This is a genomic window from Enterobacter sp. fkY84-1, from assembly GCF_052974705.1.
In genome coordinates, this window is the sequence record NZ_CP169393.1 from 4,037,905 (window position 1) to 4,061,708 (window position 23,804).

Annotated in this window: 23 protein-coding genes and 1 tRNA gene; 17 read left to right on the top strand and 7 right to left on the bottom strand. The window is 55.6% G+C overall.

Features of this window, described 5'->3' with window-relative positions; genetic code table 11:
* Nucleotides 1–149: 149 nt before the first annotated feature.
* The 8 genes from ACEPLT_RS19235 to ureG are packed head-to-tail and all read left to right on the top strand — an operon-like array spanning nucleotide 150 to nucleotide 5,635.
* Complete coding sequence (locus tag ACEPLT_RS19235) at nucleotides 150–977, top strand: urease accessory protein UreD (protein WP_032653471.1); 828 nt, start codon at nucleotides 150–152, stop codon at nucleotides 975–977.
* Between the two features lie 10 nt (nucleotides 978–987).
* Nucleotides 988–1,290 (top strand): urease subunit gamma, encoded by a 303-nt coding sequence (locus ACEPLT_RS19240; protein WP_003862556.1) that lies wholly within the window; start codon nucleotides 988–990, stop codon nucleotides 1,288–1,290.
* A gap of 10 nt (nucleotides 1,291–1,300) precedes the next feature.
* Nucleotides 1,301–1,615, top strand: coding sequence for an urease subunit beta (locus ACEPLT_RS19245; protein ID WP_021242322.1), 315 nt, complete (start codon nucleotides 1,301–1,303; stop codon nucleotides 1,613–1,615).
* Entirely contained in the window at nucleotides 1,608–3,311 is a 1,704-nt protein-coding gene (gene ureC / locus ACEPLT_RS19250) for an urease subunit alpha (protein WP_232927446.1), read from the top strand. Before ACEPLT_RS19245 ends, ureC begins: the two co-directional genes overlap by 8 nt.
* A gap of 9 nt (nucleotides 3,312–3,320) precedes the next feature.
* Entirely contained in the window at nucleotides 3,321–3,785 is a 465-nt protein-coding gene (gene ureE, locus ACEPLT_RS19255; protein WP_023326095.1) for an urease accessory protein UreE, read from the top strand.
* A 9-nt stretch (nucleotides 3,786–3,794) separates the two neighbouring features.
* On the top strand, nucleotides 3,795–4,334 hold the full coding sequence (locus ACEPLT_RS19260) for a HupE/UreJ family protein (protein WP_032653478.1): 540 nt from the start codon (nucleotides 3,795–3,797) through the stop codon (nucleotides 4,332–4,334).
* Nucleotides 4,334–5,008 carry an urease accessory protein UreF gene (locus ACEPLT_RS19265; RefSeq protein WP_032653481.1) on the top strand — a complete coding sequence of 225 codons (675 nt, stop codon included), beginning with the start codon at nucleotides 4,334–4,336 and terminating at the stop codon, nucleotides 5,006–5,008. Before ACEPLT_RS19260 ends, ACEPLT_RS19265 begins: the two co-directional genes overlap by 1 nt.
* A 9-nt stretch (nucleotides 5,009–5,017) precedes the next feature.
* The gene (ureG, locus tag ACEPLT_RS19270) at nucleotides 5,018–5,635 is read left to right on the top strand and encodes an urease accessory protein UreG (protein ID WP_008503187.1); all 618 of its coding nucleotides are present in this window, start codon (nucleotides 5,018–5,020) and stop codon (nucleotides 5,633–5,635) included.
* A gap of 87 nt (nucleotides 5,636–5,722) precedes the next feature.
* Here the strand turns inward: ureG and tsaD are convergent, their stop codons facing one another.
* Complete coding sequence (tsaD, locus tag ACEPLT_RS19275) at nucleotides 5,723–6,736, bottom strand: tRNA (adenosine(37)-N6)-threonylcarbamoyltransferase complex transferase subunit TsaD (protein WP_008503186.1); 1,014 nt, start codon at nucleotides 6,734–6,736, stop codon at nucleotides 5,723–5,725.
* 236 nt (nucleotides 6,737–6,972) lie between these two features.
* Here tsaD and rpsU point away from each other — a divergent pair, with 236 nt between their 5' ends.
* The 3 genes from rpsU (at nucleotide 6,973) to rpoD (ending at nucleotide 11,050) form a co-directional block, all read left to right on the top strand.
* On the top strand, nucleotides 6,973–7,188 hold the full coding sequence (rpsU, locus tag ACEPLT_RS19280; RefSeq protein ID WP_001144069.1) for a 30S ribosomal protein S21: 216 nt from the start codon (nucleotides 6,973–6,975) through the stop codon (nucleotides 7,186–7,188).
* A 114-nt stretch (nucleotides 7,189–7,302) separates the two neighbouring features.
* Nucleotides 7,303–9,048: a DNA primase gene (gene dnaG, locus ACEPLT_RS19285; protein ID WP_023294585.1), complete on the top strand. Its 1,746-nt coding sequence runs from the start codon at nucleotides 7,303–7,305 to the stop codon at nucleotides 9,046–9,048.
* A gap of 154 nt (nucleotides 9,049–9,202) precedes the next feature.
* A complete protein-coding gene (rpoD, locus tag ACEPLT_RS19290; protein WP_008503184.1) occupies nucleotides 9,203–11,050 on the top strand; it encodes an RNA polymerase sigma factor RpoD in 1,848 nt (615 codons plus the stop codon).
* Nucleotides 11,051–11,138: 88 nt separating this feature from the next.
* Here rpoD and mug read toward each other — a convergent pair whose 3' ends face one another.
* Entirely contained in the window at nucleotides 11,139–11,645 is a 507-nt protein-coding gene (gene mug / locus ACEPLT_RS19295) for a G/U mismatch-specific DNA glycosylase (RefSeq protein WP_008503183.1), read from the bottom strand.
* 124 nt (nucleotides 11,646–11,769) lie between these two features.
* Here mug and ACEPLT_RS19300 point away from each other — a divergent pair.
* Together ACEPLT_RS19300 and ACEPLT_RS19305 are read left to right on the top strand one after the other, a co-directional pair.
* Nucleotides 11,770–11,845, top strand: a tRNA-Ile gene (locus ACEPLT_RS19300).
* A gap of 143 nt (nucleotides 11,846–11,988) precedes the next feature.
* Nucleotides 11,989–12,819 (top strand): abortive infection family protein, encoded by an 831-nt coding sequence (locus tag ACEPLT_RS19305; RefSeq protein WP_232927456.1) that lies wholly within the window; start codon nucleotides 11,989–11,991, stop codon nucleotides 12,817–12,819.
* A gap of 798 nt (nucleotides 12,820–13,617) precedes the next feature.
* On the opposite strand, the gene ACEPLT_RS19310 is transcribed toward ACEPLT_RS19305, so the two are convergent.
* Together ACEPLT_RS19310 and ACEPLT_RS19315 are read right to left on the bottom strand one after the other, a co-directional pair.
* Nucleotides 13,618–14,091: a hypothetical protein gene (locus ACEPLT_RS19310; RefSeq protein ID WP_126289368.1), complete on the bottom strand. Its 474-nt coding sequence runs from the start codon at nucleotides 14,089–14,091 to the stop codon at nucleotides 13,618–13,620.
* Complete coding sequence (locus tag ACEPLT_RS19315) at nucleotides 14,069–14,371, bottom strand: polymorphic toxin type 44 domain-containing protein (protein ID WP_008503179.1); 303 nt, start codon at nucleotides 14,369–14,371, stop codon at nucleotides 14,069–14,071. Before ACEPLT_RS19315 ends, ACEPLT_RS19310 begins: the two co-directional genes overlap by 23 nt.
* 299 nt (nucleotides 14,372–14,670) lie before the next feature.
* Between ACEPLT_RS19315 and ACEPLT_RS19320 the strand changes: the two genes are divergently transcribed.
* Together ACEPLT_RS19320 and ACEPLT_RS19325 are read left to right on the top strand one after the other, a co-directional pair.
* Nucleotides 14,671–15,162: an Hcp family type VI secretion system effector gene (locus ACEPLT_RS19320; protein WP_023294612.1), complete on the top strand. Its 492-nt coding sequence runs from the start codon at nucleotides 14,671–14,673 to the stop codon at nucleotides 15,160–15,162.
* Nucleotides 15,163–15,551: 389 nt separating this feature from the next.
* Complete coding sequence (locus ACEPLT_RS19325; RefSeq protein ID WP_232927457.1) at nucleotides 15,552–16,721, top strand: DNA repair protein; 1,170 nt, start codon at nucleotides 15,552–15,554, stop codon at nucleotides 16,719–16,721.
* Here ACEPLT_RS19325 and ACEPLT_RS19330 read toward each other — a convergent pair whose 3' ends face one another.
* Nucleotides 16,722–17,486 (bottom strand): siderophore-interacting protein, encoded by a 765-nt coding sequence (locus ACEPLT_RS19330; RefSeq protein ID WP_045406995.1) that lies wholly within the window; start codon nucleotides 17,484–17,486, stop codon nucleotides 16,722–16,724. It abuts the gene before it with no gap.
* Between the two features lie 147 nt (nucleotides 17,487–17,633).
* Here ACEPLT_RS19330 and ACEPLT_RS19335 point away from each other — a divergent pair, with 147 nt between their 5' ends.
* Nucleotides 17,634–18,128 (top strand): PadR family transcriptional regulator, encoded by a 495-nt coding sequence (locus ACEPLT_RS19335; protein WP_008503175.1) that lies wholly within the window; start codon nucleotides 17,634–17,636, stop codon nucleotides 18,126–18,128.
* Here the strand turns inward: ACEPLT_RS19335 and ACEPLT_RS19340 are convergent.
* Nucleotides 18,125–19,684 carry a methyl-accepting chemotaxis protein gene (locus ACEPLT_RS19340; protein ID WP_232927458.1) on the bottom strand — a complete coding sequence of 520 codons (1,560 nt, stop codon included), beginning with the start codon at nucleotides 19,682–19,684 and terminating at the stop codon, nucleotides 18,125–18,127. The two genes, ACEPLT_RS19335 and ACEPLT_RS19340, sit on opposite strands and share 4 nt — an antisense overlap.
* Nucleotides 19,685–20,021: 337 nt before the next feature.
* Nucleotides 20,022–21,542 carry a methyl-accepting chemotaxis protein gene (locus ACEPLT_RS19345; RefSeq protein ID WP_232927459.1) on the bottom strand — a complete coding sequence of 507 codons (1,521 nt, stop codon included), beginning with the start codon at nucleotides 21,540–21,542 and terminating at the stop codon, nucleotides 20,022–20,024.
* 436 nt (nucleotides 21,543–21,978) lie between these two features.
* On the opposite strand from ACEPLT_RS19345, the gene ygjG reads away from it, so the two are divergent.
* Nucleotides 21,979–23,358 carry a putrescine aminotransferase gene (gene ygjG / locus ACEPLT_RS19350; RefSeq protein WP_008503172.1) on the top strand — a complete coding sequence of 460 codons (1,380 nt, stop codon included), beginning with the start codon at nucleotides 21,979–21,981 and terminating at the stop codon, nucleotides 23,356–23,358.
* Nucleotides 23,359–23,804: the final 446 nt, after the last annotated feature.

Here is a 23,804-nt window from a genome sequence, read left to right on the forward strand (position 1 = left end):
CGTGCAAGCGTAGCGCCGCCGGGCGATTATCAAAAGTTTGAAACCGGCTCATATGAGCCGTTTTTTTATCCATAAGCGACTCATATGACAGCCTTCAATTCTGCCAGGGCATACTGAAACGACCCCGATGATGAGCAGATGGATGCAGCATGTTAGCAGCTCAGGTCACTGATAATTCGTACAAAGGCTGGCAGGCGTCGCTTGCCCTGCAGTTTTGTCACACCCCTGAGAAAACCCTCCTGCACTCCGCTCATCACGTCGGGCCGCTTACCGTTCAGCGTCCGTTTTACCCTGAAGGCGAGACCTGCCACCTTTACCTGCTGCACCCGCCGGGCGGGGTTGTGGGCGGCGATACGCTGGACATTTCCGTTCGGCTGGACGCCAAAAGCCACACGCTTATCACCATGCCCGGCGCCAGCAAGTTCTATCGCAGCAGCGGCCCGCAGGCTCGCCTGCATCAGCACTTTTATCTTGATGAGGGATCCACGCTGGAGTGGCTACCGCAGGACACCATTATCTTCCCCGGGGCGAATGCCGCGCTGCGCTCCGCCTTCCACCTGAAGGCCTCCAGCACGCTGCTGGCGTGGGAGCTGTACTGTCTGGGACGACCGGTGATCGGTGAGACCTTCAGCCACGGCACGCTGGAGAGCCGCCTTGAGGTGTGGGTGGATGACGAACCGCGCCTGATAGAGCGCCAGCACCTCGGCGACGGCGATCTCACGCCCGTTGCCGGACACCCGTGGATCGGCACACTGCTGTTCTATCCGGCCAATGAAGAACATCTCGACACGGTGCGCGCGCTGCTCGCGCCTCTGGGCCATTTTGCGGGGGCAACGCTCACCGACGAGCTGCTGTCGGTGCGTTTTCTCTCCCACGATAACCTGATTTGCCAGCGGGTGATGCGCGATATCTGGCAGTCGCTTCGCCCGCTTCTCACCACCAAAACCGCCTGTTCGCCGCGCATCTGGCAGACATAAGAGAAACGCTATGGAACTGACTCCCAGAGAAAAAGACAAGCTGTTGCTGTTCACCGCCGCGCTGGTTGCCGAACGCCGCCTTGCGCGCGGGGTAAAGCTCAATTACCCGGAATCGGTCGCGCTGATCAGCGCCTTCATCATGGAAGGCGCGCGCGATGGCGAAACCGTCGCCTCGCTGATGGAGGCGGGCCGCCACGTCCTGACGCGCGACCAGGTGATGGAGGGCGTGCCGGAGATGATCCCGGACATTCAGGTGGAAGCCACCTTCCCGGACGGATCCAAGCTCGTCACCGTCCACAACCCGATCGTCTAAGGAGCGCGTGATGATCCCAGGCGAATACCAGATCCAGCCCGGCACGATTGCTATCAACGTCGGGCGCGAAACCCAAACCGTGATTGTCGAAAACCACGGCGACAGGCCGATCCAGGTCGGATCGCACTATCACTTTTACGAGGTCAACCCGGCGCTGAAGTTTGACCGTGAGGCGACCCGAGGCTACCGGCTGAACATCCCGGCAGGCACCGCCGTGCGCTTTGAGCCCGGCCAGAAGCGGGAAGTGACGCTGGTTCAGGTCGCGGGTGCGCAGCGTATTGTCGGCTTTCGCGGTGAGGTAATGGGCGAGGTGAAACATGGCTGACATTTCACGCCGGGCCTATGCCGATATGTTTGGCCCCACCACCGGAGATAAAGTCCGGCTGGCCGACAGCGAGCTGTGGATTGAAGTGGAAGACGATCTCACGATCTACGGCGAAGAGGTCAAGTTCGGCGGCGGGAAGGTGATCCGCGACGGCATGGGTCAGGGGCAGATGACCGCAGACGACTGCGTTGATCTGGTGCTGACCAACGCGCTGATCGTCGATCACTGGGGGATCGTGAAAGCCGATATCGGCGTCAAGAACGGGCGGATCTTTGCCGTCGGTAAAGCCGGGAACCCGGACATCCAGCCCGGCGTGACGATCCCGATTGGCGCGGCGACGGAAGTGATTGCCGCCGAAGGGAAGATCGTTACCGCAGGCGGGATCGACACCCACATCCACTGGATCTGCCCGCAGCAGGCGGAAGAGGCGCTGGTCTCCGGCGTTACCACCATGATCGGCGGCGGCACCGGTCCGGCGGCGGGCACCAACGCCACCACCTGTACGCCGGGGCCGTGGTATATCGCCCGAATGCTGCAGGCTGCCGATACGCTGCCGGTGAATATTGGCCTGCTCGGCAAGGGGAACGGCTCCAATCCGGCGGCCCTGCGCGAGCAGATCGCCGCGGGCGCCATCGGGCTGAAGATCCACGAAGACTGGGGCGCGACGCCTGCGGCGATCAACTGCTCGCTGGAGGTGGCTGAAGAGATGGACATTCAGGTGGCGCTGCACAGCGACACGCTGAACGAGTCCGGGTTTGTCGAAGATACGCTGGCCGCCATTGGCGGGCGCACCATCCACACCTTCCACACCGAAGGGGCGGGCGGTGGCCACGCGCCGGATATCATCACCGCCTGCGCGCACCAGAATATTCTGCCCTCCTCCACCAATCCGACGCTGCCCTACACGATCAATACCATCGACGAACATCTCGACATGCTGATGGTTTGCCATCACCTCGATCCGGATATCGCCGAGGACGTGGCGTTTGCCGAATCCCGCATTCGTCGGGAGACCATCGCCGCGGAAGACGTGCTGCACGATATCGGCGCGTTTTCGCTCACCTCGTCAGATTCGCAGGCCATGGGCCGCGTCGGGGAAGTGATTATCCGCACCTGGCAGGTCGCGCACCGCATGAAGGTCCAGCGCGGCGCGCTGCCGGAAGAGACCGGCGATAACGATAACTTCCGCGTGAAGCGCTACGTCGCCAAATACACCATTAACCCGGCGCTGACCCACGGTATCGCCCATGAAGTGGGTTCGATTGAGGCGGGCAAGCTGGCAGATCTGGTGGTCTGGTCCCCGGCGTTCTTCGGCGTCAAGCCCACCACCATCGTCAAAGGTGGGATGATCGCCTGCGCGCCGATGGGCGACATCAACGCCTCGATCCCCACGCCGCAGCCGGTCCATTACCGCCCGATGTTTGGCGCGCTGGGCGCCGCGCGCCACGCTACGCGGCTGACGTTTATCTCGCAGGCCGCCAGTGCGAACGGCATCCCGCAGCAGCTCAACCTGCAGAGCGCCACCGCGGTGGTGAAAGGCTGCCGGACGGTGAAAAAGGCGGACATGATCCACAACGCTCTGCAACCGAACATCACCGTTGATTCGCAAACCTACGAGGTGCGCGTCGACGGCGAACTGATTACCAGCGAACCGGCTGACGTTCTGCCGATGGCGCAACGCTATTTCCTGTTTTGAGGAGTGATGATGATTTATCTGACCCAACGTCTGGACCACGCGCACCCGACTACCGCCAGCGTCACGCTGCCGATTGACGTACGGGTGAAAAGCCGCGCCCGCGTAGCGCTGAACGACGGGCGCGAAGCCGGGCTGATGCTGCCGCGCGGCCTGCTGCTGCGCGGGGGGGACCTGCTGACCACCGACGACGGCAGCGAAGTGATCGAAGTGATCGCCGCCCCGGAGTCGGTCTCCGTGGTGCGCTGCGCCGATCCGTTCCTGCTCGCCCGCGCCTGCTACCACCTGGGCAACCGCCACGTGCCGCTGCAGGTGATGCCCGGCGAGCTGCGCTATCACCACGATCACGTTCTCGACGATATGCTGCGCCAGTTTGGGCTGGAGGTGACCTACGCCAGCCTGCCGTTTGAACCGGAAGCGGGCGCGTATGCCAGCGATGCCCACAGCCATAGCCACGCTCACGCCCATTCACATTAAGGATCCATCATGCGCAAGTTACTCCCCCTGTTACTGCTGGCTTTTTCCGTTCCCGCGCTCGCGCATCCCGGCCACGGTGCCGACAGCTTTCAGGCTGGTTTTTTCCATCCTCTGACCGGGCTCGATCATCTCCTGATGCTCACCGGTGCAGGCGTGCTCTCGGCACTGAGCGGCCGCAAGCTCCTGCTGCCGTTTGCCACCCTCGGGATGATGCTTGTCGGCGCCATCGCAGGCAGCCTGCTCGGCGGCTTTAGCGGCATGGAGATGCTGATTATCGCCTCGCTGGCGGTCAGCGGCGTGATGATGTTTAAGACTGAAAACCGTCTGCTGCTCGCGGTGCCTGCCCTGGCGATGTTCCACGGCTGGGCGCACGGCGTGGAGATGTCCGGCCATAGCTTCTGGCTGTTCACCAGCGGGTTTATGTTCGCCAGCGCCACGGTGCTGTGCGCCAGCTTTGCCGCTGGGCTGCTGCTGCGCCGTCACGACGGGCTGCGTAAAACCTTCGGCGGCGGGCTGATCGTCTCCGCCCTGCTGGCGCTGATGAGCTGATGGAGCACGCCCGCCAGTGGCTGCGCCTGATGCAGCTCTCCAGCAGCAGCCTGCCGGTCGGGTCGTTTACCTGGTCGCAGGGGCTGGAGTGGGCCGTGGAGGCGGGCTGGGTCGCGAACGCCGACGCCTTTAAACGCTGGCAGATCCAGCAGATGGAGCAGAGTTTTTTCTGCGTCGATCTGCCGCTGTTTCACCGTCTCTGCCAGGCCTGCAATCGGAACGACCTGGCGACGGCCAGACGCTGGACGGCATACCTGCTCGCCTGTCGGGAAACGCGCGAGCTGCGCGAAGAAGAACGCAACCGCGGAGCGGCCTTTACGCGTCTCATCAAAAGCTGGGAGCCGGACTGCCCGACAGAATGGCTGGCGCTGTGCAGGCAAAGCCAGCTCTGCGGCATGGCGTGGCTCGGCGTGCGCTGGGGCATTGACGTGCGCGAGCTGGCGCTGAGCCTCGGTTACAGCTGGATTGAGAGCGCGGTCATGGCAGGCGTCAAGCTGGTGCCGTTTGGGCAGCAGGCCGCGCAGCAGCTGATTATCGAGCTGAGCGACCATTTTGCCGCCGGGCTTGAACAGGCCTTTTTACGTCGCGACGACGCGCTGGGGGCCGCTACGCCGCTGTCCGCCATCGCCTCCGCGCGCCACGAAACCCAATATTCACGACTATTCCGTTCCTGAGGAGTCAACATGGCTGATTACAAACATCCCCTGCGCGTGGGCGTGGGTGGCCCGGTAGGGTCAGGCAAAACCGCGCTGCTGGAAGCGCTCTGCAAGGCAATGCGCGACACGTATCACCTGGCGGTGGTGACCAACGATATCTACACCAAAGAGGATCAGCGCATCCTGACCGAGGCGGGCGCGCTGGCGCCGGAGCGCATCGTGGGCGTGGAGACCGGCGGCTGCCCGCATACTGCCATCCGCGAAGACGCCTCGATGAACCTGGCGGCGGTGGAAGCGCTCAGCGAGAAGTTCGGCAATCTGGATCTGATCTTCGTGGAAAGCGGCGGGGACAACCTGAGCGCGACCTTCAGCCCGGAGCTGGCGGATCTGACCATTTACGTGATCGACGTGGCCGAAGGGGAAAAAATCCCGCGCAAGGGCGGGCCGGGGATCACCAAGTCCGATTTTCTGGTGATCAACAAAACCGATCTCGCGCCGTACGTGGGGGCGTCGCTGGAGGTGATGGAGCGCGACACCAACCGCATGCGCGGCGAGCGTCCATGGACCTTTACCAATCTGAAAGCGGGAGACGGTCTGGGGACGATTATTGCGTTTCTGGAAGAGAAAGGGATGCTGCGGGTGTAGTGCGGGTTATTGCCGGGTGGCGGCTTCGCCTGACCCGGCCTACGGTTTTGTAGGCCCGGTAAGCGCAGCGCCACCGGGCAAAAAAACTCACGCCTCAGGCAGTTCCGCCAGCGGCCAGCGCGGACGCACGGACACGCTCAGGTCAGACGTTGCGCCAGCGTTCAGGCGCACCATACCGGCGTAGGCAATCATCGCCCCGTTATCGGTACAGAATTCGGGACGGGCGTAGAACACTTCCCCACGACGCTTTTGCATCATCTCGGCGAGCTTCGCGCGCAGCGTGCGGTTGGCGCTGACGCCGCCCGCCATCACCAGACGCTTGAAGCCGGTCTGATCCAGCGCGCGCTTGCACTTGATCATCAGCGTATCCACCACCGCATCTTCAAACGCGCGGGCGATATCGGCGCGGGTCTGCTCGCTGTCGTCGTTATTGCGTATCGTGTTGGCCGCGAAGGTTTTCAGCCCGGAGAAGCTGAAGTCCAGCCCCGGACGGTCGGTCATCGGACGCGGGAAGACAAAGCGCCCTTCCGTTCCCTGCGCCGCCATTTTGGACAGCATCGGGCCGCCTGGGTAATCCAGCCCCAGCAGCTTGGCGGTTTTGTCGAACGCTTCACCGGCAGCGTCGTCGATTGACTCGCCCAGCAGCTCGTACTTGCCAATGCCCGTGACGCTAATCAGCTGCGTATGGCCGCCGGAGACCAGCAGCGCCACAAACGGGAATTCAGGCGGATTCTCTTCCAGCATCGGCGCCAGAAGGTGCCCTTCCATATGGTGAACCGGGATGGCCGGCACATCCCACGCGAAGGCCAGCGAACGGCCAACCGTCGCGCCAACCAGCAGCGCGCCGACCAGGCCCGGACCCGCGGTGTAGGCCACGGCATCAATATCGGTTGAACTCAACCCGGCCTCTTTCAGCGCCGCCTGAATCAGGGGAACCGTTTTACGCACGTGGTCACGAGAGGCCAGTTCAGGCACGACGCCGCCGTAGTCAGCGTGCAATTTCACCTGACTATACAGTTGGTTGGCCAGAAGCCCTTTTTCGTCGTCGTAAATGGCGATGCCGGTTTCATCGCAGGATGTTTCAATACCCAGTACACGCATGACTTGTTTTACCTCGTTTCAATACCGCGCAGTGTAGAGCCTGGGCGGGTTGATGTAAAACTTTGTTCGCCCCAGGAAGAAGGCTCGTGTATACTCCTCACCCTTATTAAAGTCCCTTTCAAAATCGCATCGGTGCTTTACAAAGCAGCAGCATTTGCAGTAAAATTCCGCACCATTTTGAAATAAGCTGGCGTTGATGCCAGCGGCAAACCGAATTTATTAAAGGTGAGAGTTACATGCCGGTAATTAAAGTACGTGAAAACGAGCCGTTCGACGTAGCACTGCGTCGCTTCAAACGTTCATGCGAGAAAGCAGGTGTTCTGGCTGAAGTTCGTCGTCGTGAGTTTTATGAAAAACCAACGACCGAACGTAAGCGCGCTAAAGCTTCCGCTGTGAAACGTCACGCGAAGAAACTGGCTCGCGAAAACGCACGCCGTACTCGTCTGTACTAATTGGTTGAGGGCCTCAGCCCTCAATTGACAGACAGAGTAGTAGTCGTAAGGCCGTGCTTCCGGAAGGAATGCGCGGCTTGTTTTCGTTTATAAGTCGCTTAAATTTTGGGGCATATGGCCGGAAGAATCCCACGCGTTTTCATCAATGACCTGCTCGCCAGAACCGACATCGTCGATCTCATCGACGCGCGGGTAAAGCTGAAGAAGCAGGGCAAGAATTACCATGCGTGCTGTCCGTTCCATAACGAAAAAACCCCCTCCTTCACCGTAAACGGTGAAAAGCAGTTTTACCATTGCTTCGGCTGTGGTGCTCACGGTAATGCCGTCGATTTTTTAATGAACTACGACAAGCTCGAGTTCGTTGAAACCGTCGAAGAGCTGGCGGCAATGCATAACCTTGAAGTGCCGTATGAAGCTGGCAGTGGGCCAAGTCAGATCGAGCGCCATCAACGGCAAACGCTGTATCAACTGATGGATGGCCTGAATTCGTTTTACCAACAGTCTCTTAAGCACTCTGCGGCTGAGCCTGCGCGTCAGTATCTGAACAAGCGCGGACTGAGCGACGATGTCATTGCGCGTTTCGCTATTGGCTACGCCCCGCCCGGCTGGGACAACGTGTTAAAGCGTTTTGGCGGCAATAGCGAAGATCGTAAGTCTCTCATCGATGCAGGCATGCTGGTCACCAACGACCAGGGACGAAGCTACGACCGCTTCCGCGAACGGGTAATGTTCCCAATCCGCGACAAGCGAGGCCGGGTAATTGGTTTTGGTGGTCGCGTGCTGGGTGATGCCCTGCCGAAGTACCTCAACTCCCCGGAAACCGATATTTTCCATAAGGGCCGCCAGCTTTACGGCCTTTATGAGGCGCAGCAGGATAACGCGGAACCTCCGCGTCTTCTGGTCGTCGAAGGCTATATGGACGTCGTTGCGCTGGCGCAGTACGACATTAACTACGCGGTTGCGTCGTTAGGAACGTCCACGACGGCGGATCACATCCAGCTGCTGTTCCGCGTGACCAACAACGTGATTTGTTGTTACGACGGAGACCGCGCCGGACGCGATGCCGCCTGGCGCGCGCTGGAAACCGCGCTACCCTATATGACCGACGGGCGTCAGTTGCGCTTTATGTTCCTGCCCGACGGTGAAGACCCGGATACGCTGGTGCGTAAAGAGGGCAAAGCAGCATTTGAAGCGCGGATGGAGCAGGCACAGCCGCTCTCCACGTTTTTGTTTAACAGCCTGATGCCGCAGGTTGATTTGAGTACCCCTGACGGGCGCGCGCAGCTCAGCACGCTGGCGCTGCCGTTAATCAGTCAGGTGCCCGGCGAAACGCTGCGCATCTACCTGCGTCAGGAGCTAGGCAACAAGCTCGGCATTCTGGATGACAGCCAGCTTGAACGTTTAATGCCTAAACAGGCTGAAAACGGTGCGGTTCGCCCCGCGCCTCAGCTAAAACGCACAACCATGCGTATACTGATAGGGTTACTGGTACAAAACCCCGAGCTGGCGCCACAGGTGCCGTCGCTGGCGGGTTTGAACCACGAAAAATTGCCCGGACTTGGCTTATTTTCAGAACTGGTCAACACGTGTTTGTCTCAGCCAGGTCTGACCACCGGACAACTTTTAGAGCATTATCGCGGCACAAAAGAGGCCGCTACCCTTGAAAAATTGTCGATGTGGGACGATATAGCAGATAAGGACATTGCAGAAAAAACGTTCACCGACTCACTCAACCATATGTTTGATTCGATGCTTGAGCTGCGCCAGGAAGAGTTGATAGCTCGCGAGCGCACACACGGTTTGAGCAGCGAAGAACGCCGGGAGCTCTGGATGATTAACCAGGAACTGGCGAAGAAATAAATAAATTTAACGGCTTAAGTGCCGAATATCGATCGGGAAGCCCCCGGCAGCCGCACTGAGAGGCAGCGGCAAAAATATAAGTACGCCCTCGCTTTAAAGGTTGGCAGCCCCATCGCCGACACCAATCAAACGAATTAAGTGTGGATACCGTCTTATGGAGCAAAACCCGCAGTCACAGCTGAAACTTCTTGTCCAACGTGGTAAGGAGCAAGGCTATCTGACCTATGCCGAGGTCAATGACCATCTGCCGGAAGATATCGTCGATTCAGATCAAATCGAAGACATCATCCAAATGATCAATGACATGGGCATTCAGGTGATGGAAGAAGCACCGGATGCCGATGATCTGTTGCTGGCTGAAACCTCCAACAACACTGACGAAGATGCGGAAGAAGCTGCTGCACAGGTACTGTCCAGCGTGGAATCTGAAATCGGGCGTACCACTGACCCGGTCCGCATGTACATGCGCGAAATGGGTACCGTTGAACTGTTGACCCGCGAAGGCGAAATTGACATCGCAAAACGCATCGAAGACGGGATCAACCAGGTTCAGTGCTCTGTTGCTGAGTACCCGGAAGCGATAACCTATCTGCTGGAGCAGTACGATCGCGTTGAAGCGGAAGAAGCGCGCCTGTCTGACCTGATCACCGGTTTTGTCGACCCGAACGCTGAAGAAGATATGGCACCTACCGCCACTCACGTCGGTTCTGAACTGTCTCAGGAAGAGATGGATGATGACGAAGACGAAGATGAGGAAGAGAGCGACGACGACAGCGCCGATGATGACAACAGCATCGACCCGGAACTGGCGCGCGAGAAGTTTGCCGAGCTGCGTACTCAGTACGAAGTGACGCGTGACACCATCAAAGCGAAAGGCCGCAGCCACGCAGCCGCTCAGGAAGAGATCCTGAAACTGTCTGAAGTGTTCAAACAGTTCCGCCTGGTGCCAAAACAGTTCGACTACCTGGTGAACAGCATGCGCGTGATGATGGATCGCGTACGTACCCAGGAACGCATCATCATGAAGCTGTGCGTTGAGCAGTGCAAAATGCCGAAGAAGAACTTCATCACCCTCTTCACCGGCAACGAAACCAGCGAAACCTGGTTCAACGCGGCTATCGCGATGAACAAGCCGTGGTCTGAAAAACTGCACGACGTGAAAGAAGACGTGTATCGCGGCCTCCAGAAGCTGCAGCAGATTGAAGAAGAGACCGGCCTGACCATCGAGCAGGTTAAAGACATCAACCGTCGCATGTCCATCGGTGAAGCGAAAGCCCGCCGTGCGAAGAAAGAGATGGTTGAAGCGAACTTGCGTCTGGTTATCTCTATCGCCAAGAAATACACCAACCGCGGTCTGCAGTTCCTGGATCTGATTCAGGAAGGCAACATCGGTCTGATGAAAGCGGTAGACAAGTTTGAATACCGTCGTGGTTACAAGTTCTCCACCTACGCAACCTGGTGGATCCGTCAGGCTATCACCCGCTCTATCGCGGATCAGGCGCGCACCATCCGTATTCCGGTGCATATGATTGAGACCATCAACAAGCTCAACCGTATTTCCCGCCAGATGCTACAGGAGATGGGTCGCGAGCCGACGCCGGAAGAGCTGGCCGAGCGCATGCTGATGCCGGAAGACAAGATCCGTAAAGTGCTGAAGATCGCCAAAGAGCCAATCTCCATGGAAACACCGATCGGTGATGATGAAGATTCGCATCTGGGTGATTTCATCGAGGATACCACCCTCGAGCTGCCGCTGGACTCTGCCACCACCGAGAGCCTGCGTGCCGCAACGCACGACGTTCTGGCTGGCCTGACCGCCCGTGAAGCGAAAGTGCTGCGTATGCGTTTCGGTATCGATATGAACACCGACCACACGCTGGAAGAAGTGGGTAAACAGTTCGACGTTACCCGCGAACGTATCCGTCAGATCGAAGCGAAGGCGCTGCGTAAGCTGCGTCACCCAAGCCGCTCTGAAGTGCTGCGTAGCTTCCTGGACGACTAACCCAGATAAACAGCAAAAAGCTCCCAATCGGGAGCTTTTTTTGTTTATTCCCTCTCCCTGTGGGTGAGGGCATCAGGCCGCAGAGGAGCTAAAGCCCCCGCACCATCAGCGCCTCATCCAGCTCCCGATACGCCTCTACCAGCTTATCCAGCGTCGCCCTGTTGAGCCCGCTCGGGTTCGGCAACACCCACACCTGCGTAACGCCAATCATGATGCTCTGCTTACCCCACTTAGCCCCACGCTGGCTGAATGCCTGCTCGTAGGCCTGCTTGCCGAGGATCGCCAGTGCGGCCGGCTGGTAGTCTTCAATCTTCTTCACCAGCTCCCGCCCGCCGCTGCGCAGTTCATGCAGGTTGACCTCGCTTGCCTGTACCGTCGGCCGCTCGACCAGCATGGTAATTCCGCAGCGCGTGTCCAGCAGATGCTGCTCCTCTTCGGGCTTGAGTAACCTGTCGGTAAACCCGGCCTGGTAGATCACCTTCCAGAAGCGATTGCCCGGATGGGCAAAATGAAAACCGGTGTGCGCCGAGGACTTGCCCGGGTTGATTCCGCAGAACACCACCCGCAGGCCAGGGGCCAGAATGTCGTTGATCATCTTTACTCCCGCTGATACATCGTTATGGAAGTATAAAGGATTGATAATGCGTTGTTTATAAAAACAGCATGCAGGTGTGAATGGCTGGATTGCTACGGGGAGTTACTTTATAATTCACCGCCACGGCCCCTTAGCTCAGTGGTTAGAGCAGGCGACTCATAATCGCTTGGTCGCTGGTTCAAGTCCAGCAGGGGCCACCAAATTTTCCCTTTAGTATCAGCAAAATATCCATCTCAAATCCTTGTAAAACTAGCTGTTCTCTTCCGTTGTGTCGCAAAAGTGTCGCACGACTTAGCCACTGCGAGCCAACGCACCAACATTTCAAACGACGAGTTAGAGGAAAATGGAAAGAAAAATTCCGCAGCCTTTAGTGTCAGTTGTAGCCGATCACATATCATCCGTAGAAACCCACGCTAGTTTAGATAGTCTTTTTTTCTATGCCGATGCTCCGGGAGATGCTCCCGAAGGTTCAAAGCATGTAAAAGCTTTAGAATGGTTACGTAGAATTAATAAAGTGTGCGAAGACCCTTTATCGGTACTCGGCAAGTTGATCGAGGGATACATGGAGAGTGAGGAATCTTACCCTACACCATCGCCGTTCAGCTTTCTTGCAGATAACAAAAACGAGCCAACCTTCAAAGAAAACGTAAATAAAATGTTGGCTAAATACGGTTTTTCTTACATGACAGGCGGCTTTATTGCTTCTGGTGGATCGAAGCCATCGCTATCATTGCAAGAGGCAATTGTAGGTAGAAACATGCCCGCGATTGAAATGGAATTCAATCGAGCCCTGGAGCACATTCAAAAAGAGCCAAAAGAATCAGTTTCGGCTGCATGTAACATTCTTGAATCTGTATGCAAAATTTATATTACAGACGAAGGTTTACAAATGCCCGCCAAACAAGACCTTCAGAGCGTCTGGAAGGTAGTGAAAGATAGTTTAGGTATGAATCCACAAGTCATTGAGGATAATGATCTGCGCAGAATCCTCACAGGATTGTTCTCTATAGTAGATGGTATTTGCGCTTTTCGTACACATGCCAGCACAGCACACGGCGCAGGAAGAAAGTCCTATAAGGTTCTGCCTCGCCATGCAAGGCTTGCAATTAACTCAGCTCATACGCTTGTTTTGTATATTCTTGAGTCATGGGACGAGAGGAAAAAGAAAGAATAGATTTCAGTTTTTATATAACAGATTACTGTCCACAAACCCGCACCCTACTTGGTTTCGCGGGTTTCTATTTCCCTCCTCGCACCAACATAACTTGATCCATTCAACTCACAAAAATCAAAAAATATTCATATTTTTCTGGATGTTAAGCTCACAATCAGATCCTGTTAAGATCCACTAAACTGAAAAATACTGAAATTCTTTTCACTCTTTTCAGTTCTGGTTTTACGCAAAAGCGCCAGCACTGGCGCGGTCTGGCGGTCTGGTTTGAAGAAAAATAAAACTGAAAAATTTTTATGATCCAAAAACCGCAGGCGGCTGCGGTAATGTTTGGGGCGCACTCACGCCGGTTGCAGCTAGTGGAGCAAACTGCATAAACCACAACAATTAAAATGATATTATGTTCTGCGCCCGGCGTGTCCATCATCACATTTTAGAGATTCATGCTGTGAACTGTTATTTGTGACGAGCGCCAGAACCTTAGCAAAACTTAACATTTCAAATTGCGAATTCGTAATTTTGACGGATCCGCGTGTCGGTTTCGTTTTTTAACGGTAATTTTCTGCGAATTCGCAGATCGTATGTGGGGGATTCTGGCTGTAATTTTTGCAGGGAAGTTCTTCCCTGACAATATCAACCGGATCTCCCCCTCGCCCCAGCCATTAACCTGCATGGGTAATACCCGGCGGGCAATCACAATGTACTTTTGATCCATGAACCGCTACGGGTACGCCGTGAAACTTACACGCGGCTCATCGAGTCATTGACACGACCGCAGGGGATTTTTAAATAAATAATTATCTATCGACTAAATTTCCCCTTGCCCCAGCCCTCGCCACGGGCCGTTAAGTCGATTGACGGCGCGGCAGCTATTCCCTCAGCATCATAAAAAAATGCGGACGTTGTAAAGCTGTACACGGTGCCATAAACAGTAAATGAGATATTGTTGCCTATGCCGTCAACTTTCGCACGGGCGGTGTTCGCGGTAAGCGTTGGGGCGATATGTTGTTTTTCGAGAGCCGCCAGCGGATCGCCGTCAATCTTGCTTGCTAAAAAATAACGATATACTTCCCCTGTGGTCATGTTCGAGCCGTCATATTCAGTTATATATAACCACGTACGGGGCGTGAGTTGGCGAACCTCATAAAGTTTGTCACTCACCGTTAAGCGCTGGATATGCTGAAAATAACAGTATCCCGCAATCACGATAGCCATGGTGAATGTAGCCACCCAATGCAACGTCTTAAACGCCTTAATAGTGGTGCTGCTTAACATAGTCTATGCCTTGCTTTATCCAAAATTGGTCCATCGGATCATCACCAAACGGCGGGGCTCCCGTAAAATTGCCCCATTCCGGCCTTGATGTGCCGGCCTTCCACTGCGCCGCGCCAGCGGCAATAAGCAAAATCTTTTCAGGGATGCACGCTGCATAACCCACAGCGCCGTAATGAAAATTTCCGAAGTCAGCGTAAGCCCGTTTTTGTTGTTTGTAATCCCACGGTCCGCCGTTCCTTACTCGCTCATAAAACCACGTATACGTAAGCGGGGTGGCCATGTCCTGAACTCCGTGACGCGCCCGCGCAAGCCTGATGTGTTCGCGCAATATCTCCAGCCCGCGGGGCGGGTAAATCGGTATACATGCCATCGTTATTCCCTTTTACCTGGCAAAACCAGCAACATAAGAGCAACAGCACGGCGCGATACTGTTTGAGATCAATCTATTAATTTTATTTGCAACATCAATAAGTAACCCGATTAAATAACACGAATCTATAACACAATTTGTATCACCTGCGATCGGTTTTTAGCCGTTAATGAGGGTTTATTCTCTTTACATAAAATGGAGTTTTAAAAATGGCTATTCCTGCTTACCTGTGGCTTAGAGACGATGGCGGCAACCCGATTTATGGATCTGTGGATGTTCAAAACCGCGAGGGAAGCATTGAGGTGCTTTCTTTTAGTCACGGCCTGTTAGTTCCTACCGATAACAACACGGGCAAAATCACCGGTACACGCTTACATGCGCCGCTCGTAATAGAAAAGGAGTTTGATAGCTCCAGCCCATATCTTTATAAGGCCGTAGCTACCGGGCAGACGCTGAAAAGCGCGGAAATTAAGTGGTATAAAATCAACGATGCGGGGCAAGAGGTAGAGTATTTCAACATGCTGTTGGAAAACGTCCGGATAGTCAGCATTAACCCCGTTATGCATAACTGCAAAGAGCCAGGTTTACAGATGCATAATCATAATGAGGGCGTACAGCTGCGCTATGAGCGGATCACCTGGAAGTATTGCGATGGGAACGTCCAATATTCAGACGCGTGGAACGAGCGTGTAACAGCGTAAAAAAAAGGGCGGTTAATCCGCCCTATATTGTTTTTAGTGCCAATTCTTTCGCACCTTGGGTTTGCCAGCACGTAGCCTCCCTCGATGGCAATACCTCGCGCGATCACCCGGTGCCGGCTCTCCGCACTTCTTACACGTTTGGGGTATTTTAATCATGCTTAATGCTGTTAAGCATTCTCTGGCAGTTACCGCCTCTGATTTTTGCTGCACCCTATGCAAGCACATACGGAATCAATCACACATAGTCCGGCCTGCCGCTCACCCTCACAAACCCTAAAAACTAAAGAAATCCCCCATCGCGCCGATCATCATCCGTGTGTATTATTTCCTGTGGCTTTTACAACAACTAACCTTAACTCAAATACTTAAGCGCCAAAGCGAAAGGCATCATGAGCACACCGATCAAACGGCTAGAAATCATTAAAAATGCCATTGAACTGGAAGATGACGACATCATCCAGAGCCAGCTGACACGCCTGAAAAATGAAGCGTTTGACGATGATCTACAGGCAATCGTCGTGGCGCTTGAGGAGAAGAACTACACCGCGGCCATGGCGGCCATAACCGCCTGGCTGCTGGGCCAGCGCGCCGTGACGCCGTGGCGCGATCCGCAGGTGGCGGCCAGCAAGCTGGAGCTGAAGGCGCTGGAAGAGCGTCTGCGCGATCTGATTGACCGCCGCAACGCGCGGGTGCAGCAGCTTGATGAGTTCAACGATCTCTATTTCTCCCGCCTGGGGCCGCTGATGCAGCAGATCCTCGCCCTGCGTAAAACGCTGGCGGAGCTGAACCTGCGTCGTCAGCAGGCGGAAGCGCGTCGTCGCGAGGAGGATTACCGTCGCTGCCAGCACTATATGGCGCAGGCGGTAGAGGTGCTGGTGACGCTCACCCAGCGCTGGCGCGATCTCCCGGCGGACTCCGTCCAGGCCGCCGAGGCGCGTAAGCATCTGGAGCAGCAAAGCAATCTGATTGCCAACCTGCTGGCCGAAGCGCTGGAGCTGGAGAGCGGCTTAACGCGCGAGGAGGAGCCTGCGCGTCAGGCTCGCGACGAGGCCAACGAAGAGTACGAGAAGTATCGCGAACAGCATCACGATGCCGAAGTGCGGCTGCGCAAAGGTAAGCATCTTTCACAAGAGGACCAGAACGAACTCAAGCGTCTCTGGCGGCAGGCGAGCAAGCTCTGCCACCCGGATCTGGTGGCGGACGATCTGAAAGAAGAAGCCAACAACATGATGGTGCAGCTTAACCAGGCGAAGCAGCGCGGGGATGTGAAAGCCATTCGTTCGCTGGTGGCCCGCCTGCAGCAGGGCTTCGAGCCATTGATGGCAAGCGACAGGCTGAACGATCTGGAACGTATCCGCAAAAAAATGGCGCAGGTTCGCGAGCAAATCGACATTTTAGTGAACGAGCTGGCGGAGCTGGAGAAAGAGGAGTCCTGGCTGCTGGTCTCCTCGCTGAGCAATATGGAAGCGTACTTTGCTCAGCAGGAGAAAGCGCTGCACGAGGTCCGCGCCTCGCTCGAACATCAGGTGAACGAAGCGCAGCTGGATTCGGCAGCCTGATTATTTGGCGTGCCAGTATGCGCTGGCACGCACCAGCTGTGGGTCAATCGCGTCGGTTTCAAACTGACGGCTCAGGCGTTTCACCACCTTCCCTTCCCCGGTCAGCCAGATAAAGTAATCGTCCTCCGGAACAGTCAGCGCCGCCAGATGGTCAGCGACTGCCTGCTCGCTGTGGCCCACCACCCACGTGATATTGAACGCGCTCAGGTCCGCCAGATAGTCTTGGTACGATTCATCCCCAACCGTCACGACCGCGTGTATGTCCGGGCGAACCGGCAGTTGAGCAATGCTCTCTAAGCGTCGGCGCAGCGCGGGCATGCCGGATTCATCGCACACGTACAGCTGCCAGGCGTAATCCTCCGGCACCACCAGCGAACCGCGCGGGCCGCCGATGGTCAGCTTGTCTCCCGCTTTCGCCTCAACCGCCCAGCTGCTGGCAATGCCGCCGTCATGAATGAAGAAATCGAGAACCAACTCATGATTTGCCTCATCGTATAGCGGCGTATAGTCGCGCGCCTGCGGACGCACGCCGTCGCCCCAGTCGATGCCTTCATCGGTGACCACCGGCGGCGTAAACGTCGTCCCGGGTGCCGGGAAAAAGACTTTGGTATGGTCGTCGAAACCGCGGGAGCTAAAGCCCTCCAGCGCCTCGCCGCCTAGCACAATGCGCTGAAAACCCGCGCTGGCGCGCTCAACGCGGAGCACCGTCAGCTCGCGAAAACGCAGGTCATTACGAACACGCTGTGGATAACGAGTAGATGCCATTTTTAGACCCTTTTCTGGTGAATACGATATATCTAAATCAATTTTCAAATGATAATGATTACTAATAAGGAAAAATGCAAGATCTTTTAGATTGCATCTGAATATATCTTAGATATAGTTTAGATATATCAAAAAAAAGGGAATACTATGCGACACGAACACGAGGGCGGCGGACGTCGGCCGCGTTTTTTCGGCCACGGCGATTTGCGGCTGGTGATTCTGGATATCCTGACCCGCAACGCGAGCCACGGCTATGAGCTGATTAAAGAGATCGAGAACCTGACCCAGGGGAACTACACCCCGAGCCCGGGCGTCATCTATCCAACCCTGGATTATTTGCAGGATCAGGCGTTTATCACCATTACAGAAGAAGAGAACGGGCGTAAGCGCATTGCGATTACCGCTGAAGGACAACGCTGGCTGGACGAAAATCGGGAACAGCTGGAACAGATCCAGGTGCGTATCAAAGCGCGCAGCGTCGGCTTTCAGCTGCGCAAAAACCCGCAGATGAAGCGGGCGCTGGATAACTTCAAGGCGGTATTAGACCTGAAGGTGAATCAGGGAGAGCTCAGCGACGCGCAGCTTAAGCAGATTATCGGCGTAATCGACCGCGCGGCGCTGGAGATCTCCCAGCTGGATTAAGCCGGTGCGTGCTCGCTCACGCGGAAGACGCGTACCAGCTCTTTCAGGTGCATCGCCTGTTCGTTAAGCGATGCCGCCGCCGCGACGGATTCCTCCACCAGCGCGGAGTTTTGCTGGGTAGTGGCATCAATCAGGCCAATCGCGCTGTTGATCTGCGAGATCCCCTCCGTCTGCTCATGGCTGGCCTGACGGATCTCGCGCAGGATCGCATCCATCTCCTCCACGTTGCCAACCATGCCGTTGATCAGCCCACTCGCTTTTTCGACCAGGTTCATCCCGTCCTGGGTCTGGCTGGTGGAGCTCTCAATCAGCTCGCGGATTTCGCTGGCAGACGACGCGCTCTTCTGGGCAAGCTGGCGCACCTCTCCGGCCACTACCGCAAAGCCGCGGCCGTGCTCACCGGCGCGCGCCGCTTCCACCGCCGCGTTCAGCGCCAGAATATTGGTCTGGAACGCAATAGCGTCGATCAGGTCGATAATGTCGGACATCCGGTTGGAGGTCTCGTTAATCAGGCGCATTTTGCTGGTCACCTGCTTCATCATCTCACCGTTGTTTTTGACCACCGTGGCGGCATCGGCAGAAAGGTTGGTCGCTTCACCGGTATGCGAGGCGGTATTTTTCACCGTGGCGGTGATCTGCTCCATCGAGGCGGCAGTCTGTTCAACGGAGCTGGCCTGCTCTTCCGTGCGTGCGGCCAGATCCTGGTTCCCGGCGACAATCTGCGCGGCAGCGCTGGAGATATTCTCCGAGCCGGTTTGCACCTGCTGCACAATGTCCAGCAGACGCGTCTTCATCTCCATCAGCGCATGCAGCAGCAGGCCCGTTTCGTCTTTGCCGTGCGGCGTGATGCTGCCCGTCAGATCGCCCTCTGAAATCGCTTTTGCGAAATTCACCGCCTCACCGAGCGGGCGGGTGATAGCGCGCACGATAAACCAGCCAATCAGGCTGCCTGCCGCAACGCTAAAGAGCGTGAGCAGGATCAGCAGCAGACGGTTAGACCTGAAATCCCCTTCCACCTGCGTACCCGCACGCTGCATCTCGCTGTTCTGAATGGCGATCAGCTCCTTCACCTTCGCTTTATAAGCCTGCTGCACGGCGAGGGTGGTAGTCATCATTTCCTGTATGGCGCCCGCACGGTTGTTGTTCTGCACCGCCTGCAGAATGCGGTAGCGTGAATCCAGGTACTGCTGGCGCACGCTGCGGATATCCGCCAGCACCTGCTGAGACTGTTGATCCTGCAAGGCGTTGTTCAGCTCGCCCAGGATCACCGTGATATGCTCGCTGATCTCTTTCAGGCGCTGCTGAGATTGCCCCGTGTAAGTACCCTGCTCGTCCAGCAGCATCAGCTGTTGAGTGCTAATAAATTCCTGGAAGTTATCAATTAACTGGTTCGCTTTTACCGTGGTCGGATAGTCATGGGTAACAATGGACTGCATCCCGTTATTAGCCCGGTTCAGACTCAGCAGAGACAGGCTCGCGCTGATCGCCATCAGGACAATAAAGAACCCAAACGCCAGAAATAATTTCGTGCCGATCTTTACGTCATGAAAGAACATATTTTCTCCATCGATGTGATTATTTCTCAGACGATCGCTGTTATCGGTAACGATTTCGCTAACTTTATGAGTTTGATCGTTTTTTTATTTCATAATCCTCACAATACATAGGCGCAGGCTATTAATATGGCCTCATCGATCGTTACCAGACCGCCAAACGGGGTATTTTCGAAATAGCATTCTGAAGAACTGACTTAGGCAGGAATAAATAACTGAGGCACTTTCTTTAGTTATTTAATATTAAATTAACAACAAACCCCATTAATAGTCACAATCAGAAAAATAAAAAGCCGTTTATTCCCTACGGTATAAACGGCTTTTTTGGAACATGACTGACTCAATGGAGCACGGTCACCGCATCCTTAAGGCGTCCGGCGCGGTGCTTCACCATGGCCGAAATGTGCGCGCTCTCCTCGACCAGATCGGCGTTTTTCTGCGTGATGCTGTCGAGTTCAGCTACCGCGCGGGTTAGCTCTGATAAGCCGGTTGCCTGCTCGGAGGTCGCGTGGCTGATCTGGGCGATAAGCTGGGTCACGTTTTTCACCTGCACAACGATATCATCCATCGTACGGCCCGCGGCATGAACCTGCTCAGAACCGGACTGCACCTTGCTGGCACTGGCATCAATGAGTTTACGAATATCGTTAGCCGCACTGGCGCTGCGGCTGGCGAGATGACGGACTTCGCCCGCGACCACGGCAAACCCTTTGCCCTGCTCCCCTGCCCTTGCCGCTTCAACTGCCGCGTTTAGCGCCAGAATGTTGGTCTGGAACGCGATATCGTTAATCAGGGAGGTGATCGAGCCAATGCGCTGCGTGCTGTCGGCAATGTCATCCATCGTTTTAACGACGGTTTGCATCGCGTTGCCCCCTTTCGTCGCCGCGCTGCTGGCGGCCACGGAGAGTTTGTCCACCTCGGCGGCGGTTTCGGAGTTACTCTGAACGGACGCGGCCATCTGGTTCATTGTCGCGACGGTCTGCTGCACGTTCGCCACGGTCTGACGGGTCCGATCGTTCAGATCTTCATTTCCCTGCGCCAGCCTGTCGCTGCCGTCACGGACGCTCACCACCTGGCTCGACACGTCATTGATCAACCAGCGGCACATCAGGCCAAGTTGTCCTACCGCGCGCAGCGTCAGGCCCAGCTCATCGCTGCGGTTAAGATGCTGCACGCTGTTGCGCTCGCCGGTGGCGACCTTCAGCGCCTGTCGCGCCACATTCTCTATTGGGCGGACAATCTGTTGCTCAAACAGCAGCGTTCCCATCAGCATCACCACCGCAGCGGCGGCAAGCGGTAACCAGCCTGCGGAGGTGGCGGCCAGCGTGGCGGCGAGTCCGGCAAAGAGCACCGCCATCACGCTGCGCACGCGCCAGCGCAGCGCCATGGCCGGGAGTTTACCCAGCCAGCCCTTTCCCACCACCAGCCCTTTGTGAATACGTTTTTTACAGCGCCCGTCGTTCAGCGCCCGGTAGAGCGGCTCCACGGCGGCGATCTCTTCCGCTGTGGCTCTGGTGCGAATCGACATATAGCCCGTCACCTGCCCGCGGCGCACCATCGGCACCGCGTTAGCACGCACCCAGTAGTGGTCACCGTTTTTGCGCCGGTTTTTGACAATCCCGCTCCACGGCTCGCCCTGCTGCAGCGTGTACCACATATCGGCAAACGCAGCTTTTGGCATATCGGGATGGCGCACCATATTGTGCGGCTGGCCCGTCAGCTCATCGAGCTGATAGCCGCTCACCTGCACAAAGGTGTCGTTGGCGTGGGTGATGTAGCTGTGGACGTCTGTGGTAGACATTAAGGTGGTGTCATCGTCCAGAGGATATTCATTCTGGGTGACATAGGTTGGAGAGGACATCGTGAGCATCCCTTGCAGGTTATTTGAATGTTAATTTTGTGGGTCAATGTTTTTTCGGCGGTAAACAATTTATCTTTAGTTGTTAAACTTGATGAAGATCGCAGATTTGACTTAAACCATACTTTTTGTACGATATTTTAATTCATTGATTTCAAATACTTTCGTGGAGAAATTACCGACAAAGCATGACCTGTTAATGCCCGCTTAAGTTGCAGCCTATGCACCTCTTTAGTGCAGCGACGCTCTTCCCCCCTTTCTTTATACTTGCTGCCCCGTACCGCTAAATCCCGTTTGGCTTCTATCGGCATGATTAAATATTGTGCAACATTATTTTAACCTGGCGTTTATCCCGATTTTCGTTAAGGCCTCTGAAGTGGCGTAATCCCTGCAATACTTAAACCAGTATCATGTGATACGCGATCCCCGGGAGCACATTTTGAACAGGTTACCTTCCAGCGCCTCGGCTCTTGCCTGTACCGCGCACGCACTGAATCTCATTGAGAAGCGAACGCTTGATCATGAGGAGATGAAACAACTTAACCGTGAGGTCATCGATTACTTTAAAGAGCACGTCAATCCAGGGTTTCTGGAGTATCGCAAATCTGTTACCGCCGGCGGGGATTACGGAGCCGTAGAGTGGCAAGCGGGAAGTCTCAACACGCTTGTCGACACCCAGGGACAGGAGTTTATCGATTGCCTGGGAGGTTTTGGAATTTTCAACGTGGGGCACCGTAATCCAGTTGTGGTTTCCGCCGTACAGAATCAACTTGCGAAACAACCTCTCCATAGCCAGGAACTGCTCGACCCGCTTCGCGCCATGCTCGCGAAAACGCTGGCGGCCTTAACGCCCGGCAAACTGAAATACAGCTTCTTCAGCAACAGCGGCACAGAATCGGTCGAAGCGGCGATTAAGCTCGCCAAAGCGTACCAGTCGCCGCGCGGGAAATTCACCTTTATCGCCACCAGCGGCGCGTTCCACGGTAAATCCCTCGGCGCACTGTCGGCGACCGCGAAATCCACTTTCCGTAAACCGTTTATGCCGCTGCTGCCGGGCTTCCGCCACGTGCCGTTCGGCGACATTAACGCCATGCGCACCGTGCTGAGCGAATGCCGTAAAACCGGCGATGACGTGGCGGCGGTGATCCTGGAGCCCATTCAGGGTGAAGGCGGCGTCATCCTCCCTCCGCAGGGCTATCTGCCTGCCGTGCGTCAGCTGTGCGACGAGTTTGGCGCGCTGCTGATCCTCGACGAAGTCCAGACCGGCATGGGGCGTACCGGCAAGATGTTCGCCTGCGAGCACGAAAACGTGCAGCCGGACATTCTGTGCCTGGCAAAAGCGCTCGGCGGCGGCGTGATGCCGATTGGCGCGACGGTCGCCACCGAAGAAGTCTTCTCGGTGCTGTTCGACAATCCGTTCCTGCATACCACCACCTTTGGCGGTAACCCGCTGGCCTGTGCGGCGGCGCTGGCGACCATCAACGTGCTGCTGGAGCAAAACCTGCCTGCGCAGGCGGAGCAAAAAGGCGATATGCTGCTGGACGGCTTCCGCCAGCTGGGCCGGGAATACCCTGACCTTGTACAGGAGGCGCGCGGTAAAGGGATGCTGATGGCGATTGAGTTCGTTGATAACGAAATCGGCTACAGCTTCGCGAGCGAGATGTTCAGGCAGCGTGTGCTGGTGGCCGGGACGCTTAATAACGCAAAAACCATTCGTATTGAACCGCCGCTTACGCTGACCATTGAGCAGTGTGAGCAGGTGCTAAAAGCGGCACGTAAAGCGCTGGCAGCACTCAGAGTGCGCGTAGAAGAGATCTGATCAATCCCCCCTCTTAACCGAGGGGGATTTCATTTTTCTGGTATAAATATTACAAATTGAAATAATAGTATTATATTTCAGACATACATTTATACTTTTAAAATTATAAAGTTCCTTTTCTCTTACATGATTTTTTTGCAACCAAACCGATATCCATACACCACCTTTATCTATTTGACCGCAAACAGGGCGCCCATTGTTAAAATCCGGTAAAAACACCACTACTTACATCATTTAAAAATATTAATTAATTCTAATATTATACCTAAAAAAAACTAACGACACATTATACCACCATACATTGAAATAATATTTCACGACTCCTAGAATACCTGCCGCGGAACATCATAAACATGATGAAAAGAGCTTTTCAATAAGCCCATCCATTATGCGAAATGCATATTCTAAATAACGGAACTTGTTAAACGTTATTCAAGTTCACGCTG